The organism is Ramlibacter sp., assembly GCF_035706265.1.
In the GTDB taxonomy this organism is placed as follows: Bacteria; Pseudomonadota; Gammaproteobacteria; order Burkholderiales; family Burkholderiaceae_C; genus Ramlibacter.
Map to the genome: position 1 here is coordinate 1 of NZ_DASSVG010000477.1, position 4812 is coordinate 4812.

At 72.5% G+C, this 4812-nt stretch carries 4 protein-coding genes; 1 reads left to right on the top strand and 3 read right to left on the bottom strand.

The features are described 5' to 3' along the window. Positions 1-1242, top strand: a 1242-nt coding sequence (locus VFM98_RS17110; protein ID WP_325111105.1) for a hybrid sensor histidine kinase/response regulator, incomplete at its 5' end; no start/stop codon positions are given. Here the strand turns inward: VFM98_RS17110 and VFM98_RS17115 are convergent. The 3 genes from VFM98_RS17115 to VFM98_RS17125 form a co-directional block, all read right to left on the bottom strand. Continuing rightward, on the bottom strand, positions 1235-2656 hold the full coding sequence (locus tag VFM98_RS17115) for a multicopper oxidase family protein (RefSeq protein WP_325111106.1): 1422 nt from the start codon (positions 2654-2656) through the stop codon (positions 1235-1237). The two genes, VFM98_RS17110 and VFM98_RS17115, sit on opposite strands and share 8 nt — an antisense overlap. A gap of 21 nt (positions 2657-2677) precedes the next feature. Next, entirely contained in the window at positions 2678-3373 is a 696-nt protein-coding gene (locus VFM98_RS17120; protein ID WP_325111107.1) for an ABC transporter ATP-binding protein, read from the bottom strand. Continuing rightward, positions 3370-4812, bottom strand: a 1443-nt coding sequence (locus VFM98_RS17125) for a branched-chain amino acid ABC transporter ATP-binding protein/permease (RefSeq protein WP_325111108.1), incomplete at its 5' end; no start/stop codon positions are given. The genes VFM98_RS17120 and VFM98_RS17125, both read right to left, overlap by 4 nt.

A 4812-nucleotide genomic window follows, 5' to 3' on the forward strand; every position in this document is an offset into this window, starting at 1 on the left:
TTCTGGGCCAACGTGGTGCTCACCGCGGTGTACGGCCCCGGCGGCGACCTGCGCGGCTTCGCCAAGGTCACGCGCGACATGAGCGAGCGCCGGCGGCTGGAGGAACTGGAGAACTCCAGCCGGCGCATGAACGAGTTCCTCGCCATGCTGGCCCACGAGCTGCGCAACCCGCTCGCGCCGATCCGCAACGCGGTGACGATCATGCAGCTGGAGACGCTCAGCAGCCCGGTGCTGCGCAACTGCCGCGACGTGATCGACCGCCAGCTCACGCACATCACCCGGCTGGTGGACGACCTGCTGGACGTGGGGCGCCTCACCACGGGCAAGATCAAGCTGCGCAAGGAACTGGTGCGCCTGTCGGACATCGTGACGCGCAGCGTCGAGACGGTGCGGCCCCTGGTGGCGAACCGGCGCCACACGCTGGAGGTGGTGCAGCCGGGCGAGTCGGTCTACGTGAACGGCGATTCGACGCGCCTGTCCCAGGTGCTGCAGAACCTGCTGGTGAACGCCGCCCGCTACACGCCGGAGAACGGCCGCATCGAGCTGAAGGTGCGCACCGAGGGCGGCTTCGTCTACGTGACGGTGCAGGACAACGGCCGCGGCATCGCGCCGGAAGACCTGCAGCGCATCTTCCAGCTGTTCGCGCAGGGCGAGTCGGCGCAATCTGCCGGCAACGAGAACGGGCTGGGCATCGGACTGACGCTGGCGCGCTCGCTGACCGAAATGCACGGCGGCAGCATCGAGGCGGCGAGCCCCGGCCTGGGCCAGGGCAGCACCTTCACGCTGCGCCTGCCGCTCGCGCAGGAAGCCGCGGCGCGCTCGGAGGAGCAGCAACTGGACGACGGGGCGGGCGGCCTGCGCGTGCTCGTGATCGACGACAACCGCGATTCCGCCGACAGCGCGACCGACGTGCTGCGCCTGCTGGGCAACCAGGTCGAATCGGCCTACGACGGCGAGAGCGGGCTGCAGGTGGCGCGCCGCTTCCGGCCGGAGATGATCCTGCTGGACCTGGCCATGCCCGGCATGGACGGCTACGAGGCGCGCCGGCGCCTGATCGCCGACGGCAGCGCCTCGGCGGCCTACCTGGTGGCGATGACGGGCTTCGGCAACGAGGACGACAAGAAGCGCACCCGCGACGCCGGCTTCGACGCCCACCTCACCAAGCCGGTGGAGCTCGATGCGCTGATCGCGCTGCTGAACGAGGCGCGCACCCGTTCCGGAAAAGCCAACGACCTCACGTGACGGTGAACTGACCCATCATGCCGCCGTCCTCGTGCTCGAGGATGTGGCAGTGGTACATGAAGGGCACGGTGGGCCCCGGCCGGGTGAAGTGCACCAGCAGGTCCACCGGTTCGTGCACCAGCACCGTGTCGCGCCGGCCCTGGTCCAGCGGGCCGGGCGCGCGGCCGTCGCGCCGCAGCACCTCGAAGTGCACGCCGTGCATGTGGAAGGGATGGGCCTGGTCCATCATCATCCCGGGCAGGGCCGAGACCTCCCAGATCTCCACGGCGCCGAGCTTCACCCGCTGGTCGATGCGGTCCATGTCGAAGGGCCGGCCGTCGAAGCCGTGCGGCATCGGCATGCCGTGCATGCCGGGCATGGAGCCCATGCCGTCGTTGCCCATGGTGAGCGTCAGGCGCCGGTGCTGCGTCGCACCCTTGGGGTCGGGCGACTGCCAGCTCGCCAGCCGCGCGGGCAGCGGATGCGGCGGCTGGCGCTCGCCCGCGGGCGCGAAATGCAGCAGCGGCTGCGCGCCCTCGCTGGTGCGATTGAGCAGCACGGCGGCGTGGCCGTCGGAGAAATCGACCAGCAGCTCGGCGCGCTGGCCCGGCGCGAGCGGCAGGCGCTGCAGCGGCACCGGCGCGCGCAGCAGGCCGCCGTCGGTGCCGATCCAGTGGAAGCTGCGCTGGTCCTCGAAGGCGAGCTCGTACACGCGCGCGTTCGAGCCATTGAGCAGACGCAGGCGCACCAGCCCCGCCGGCACGGCCGCGCGCGGCTCGCGCACGCCGTTCACCAGCATCACGCTGCCCAGCACGCCGTGCATCAGCGCCATGGGGCCGCGCGGGTAGACCAGGTGCTGCTCGCGGTCGAACACGCGGTCCTGCAGGACGAGCGGCAGGTCGTCGACGCCGTAGCGCGCAGGCAGGCCCAGCGCCTGTTCCTCGCGGTCCGTCACGAGCAGCATGCCGGCCAGGCCGCCGTACACCTGCAGGCCCGTGCGGCCGTGCGGGTGCGGGTGGTACCAGCAGGTCGACGCGGGCTGCTGCACCGGCAGCACGGCCTTCCAGGACTGGCCCGGTGCGATCGTGTTGTGCGGCCCGCCGTCCACCGCCGCGGGGATCAGCAGGCCGTGCCAGTGCACGGTGGTCGTCTCGGGCAGTTCGTTGCGCACGACGAGCGTCACCTCGTCGCCGCTGCGCACGCGCAGGGTGGGGCCGAGCAGGTCGCGGTTGTAGCCGGCCGTGGGGCTCGTCTTGCCGGGGAAGAACTCCGTCTCGCCCACGCGCGCAGTGAGCGTCACCGGCGTGCCGGGTCGCACGTCCACCAGCGGCGGGATGGGAAGGGCGGGCCGCTCCTGGGCCCACGAGCGGCCGAGCGCCGGGGCCAGTGCGGCGAAGGACAGGCCCTGCAGGAAATCGCGACGGGTGCTGCGCATCGGGCCGATTCTGGGCGAAATTCAGATTCCGAGGTAACGCCGCCAGAGGCCGCGCTCCCGCTCCAGGGCGGCCGAGGAGCCCTGCCACACCACCCGGCCCTTTTCCAGGATCACGTGGCGGTCGGCCAGCCCCAGCAGGCGCTGCACGTACTTGTCGATCACGATCATGGAATGGCCGGCATCGCGCAGCACGCCCAGCACGTGCCAGATCTCCTCGCGCACCAGCGGGGCGAGCCCCTCGGTCGCCTCGTCCAGGATCAGCAGGCGCGGGTTGGTGGCCAAAGCGCGGGCCAGGGCCAGCATCTGCTGCTCGCCGCCGGAAAGTTGCGGGCCCAGGTGGCCGCGGCGCCGCGCCAGGGCGGGCAGCAGTTCGAACAGGCGCGCGGGCGTCCAGGGCCCCGGCTGCGCAAAGGCGGTGAGGTGTTCCTCCACCGTGAGGTTGGCAAAGAGCTGGCGGCCCTCCGGCACCAGGGCGATGCCGCGGCGCGCCACCTGGTGCGGCTTCAGGCCGGTGAGCAGCTCGCCGTCGAACGCGACCCGCCCTGCCATCGTGGGCAGCAGGCCCATCACCGTGCGCACCAGCGTGGTCTTGCCCATGCCGTTGCGACCGAGCAGGCCGAGGATCTCGCCGGGCTGCAGTTCGAAGGCGATGTCGAACAGCACCTGGCTGCGGCCGTAGCCCGCGCAGAGGCCTTGCACGGCGAGCGCGCCGCTCACGCCAGCGCCTCCTCGCCCAGGTAGGCCGCCACCACGCCGGGATCGTTGCGGACGGCGGGCGGCGCACCGCTGGCGATCACCGTGCCGGCCACCAGCACCGAGACGCGGTCGGCGAGCCGGAACACCGCCTGCACGTCGTGCTCGATCAGCAGCACCGCGCACTCGCCGCGCAGGCTGGCGATGAGGTCCGCCATGGCCAGCGACTCCTCCGCGCCCATGCCGGCCAGCGGCTCGTCCAGCAGCACCAGGCGCGGCCGGCTGGCGAGCGTGAGGCCGACTTCCAGGGCCCGCTGCTCGCCGTGCGAGAGCTGCTCGATGCGGGCCTCCGCGCGTTCGGCGAGCCCCACGCGCGCGAGCACTTCGTGCAGGGTGCGGCCGCCGGCGCCGCGGGCCTGCAGCGCGAAGGCGACGTGCTCCGCCACCGTGAGGCTGCGGAACAGGCGGGTGATCTGGAACGAGCGCACCAGGCCGCAGCGGGCGCGCTGGTGCATGGTCATCCGCCCGATGTCGCGGCCGGCGAAGCGCACGCTGCCGCCGTCGCTCGCGAGCTCGCCGGCGAGCTGCGCCACCAGCGTCGTCTTGCCGGCCCCGTTGGGCCCGATCAGCGCGTGGATCTCGCCTTCGCGCACGTCGAGGTCGACGCCGTCGGTGACGACGAGGGAGCCGAAGGATTTGCGCAGGCGGCGGACCTGGAGGAGGGGATGGCCGCCCTGGGGCGACCGGATGGTGGCATGGGCGGGCCGTGAGGCGCTTGCCTCCGCGGGCGCGAAGGCGCTCGCATTCACCGACGCGAAGGCGCTCGCACTCACCGGCGCGAAGGATTCCGCGTAGGCTGGTGCTGAGCCTTGCGAAGCCCAGCGGTGCGCGAGCGCAGCGGAGCGCTGGGCTTCGCGCGCTTCGCGCCTCAGCACCAGCCTGCGGCGCGCCGCTTCGCCCGCCAGCGCCATGCGGCCCCCCGACTCTCCTGCGAACAACCCCGCCAACCCCCGCCGCGCGAACAGCACCACGGCCAGCAGCACCAGCCCGGTCCAGAACTCCCAGTGCTCCGTCCACGCCCCGAGCCCTTCTTCCAGCAGCAGCAAGGCCACCGCGCCCGCCACACCGCCCCACAACGATCCCGCCCCGCCGAGGATCACCATCACCAGCAGCGTGCCCGATTGCGTCCAGTGCAAATTGCCCGGACTCACGTATCCCTGCAGGTTGGCGCCCACGGCGCCCGCGAGCCCCGCCACCACGCCGGCAATCACGAAGATCGCCAATTTCCAGCGGTAGGTGGGCAGGCCCAGCGCCTCGGCCCGCAGTTCGTCGTCGCGCAGCGCGCGCACGGCCAGCCCCGCGCGCGAGCGGGAGAAGCGCCACAGCGCCAAGATGCACGCGGCCAGCAGGGCGAGCGCGGCGAAGTAGACCGTGGCGCCCTCGCGCAGGTCGAAGCCGAAGGG

Coding starts and splice junctions, on each gene's coding strand:
- VFM98_RS17115 (WP_325111106.1), bottom strand. CDS start 2,656: ATGCGCAGCACCCGTCGCGATTTCCTGCAGGGCCTGTCCTTCGCCGCA.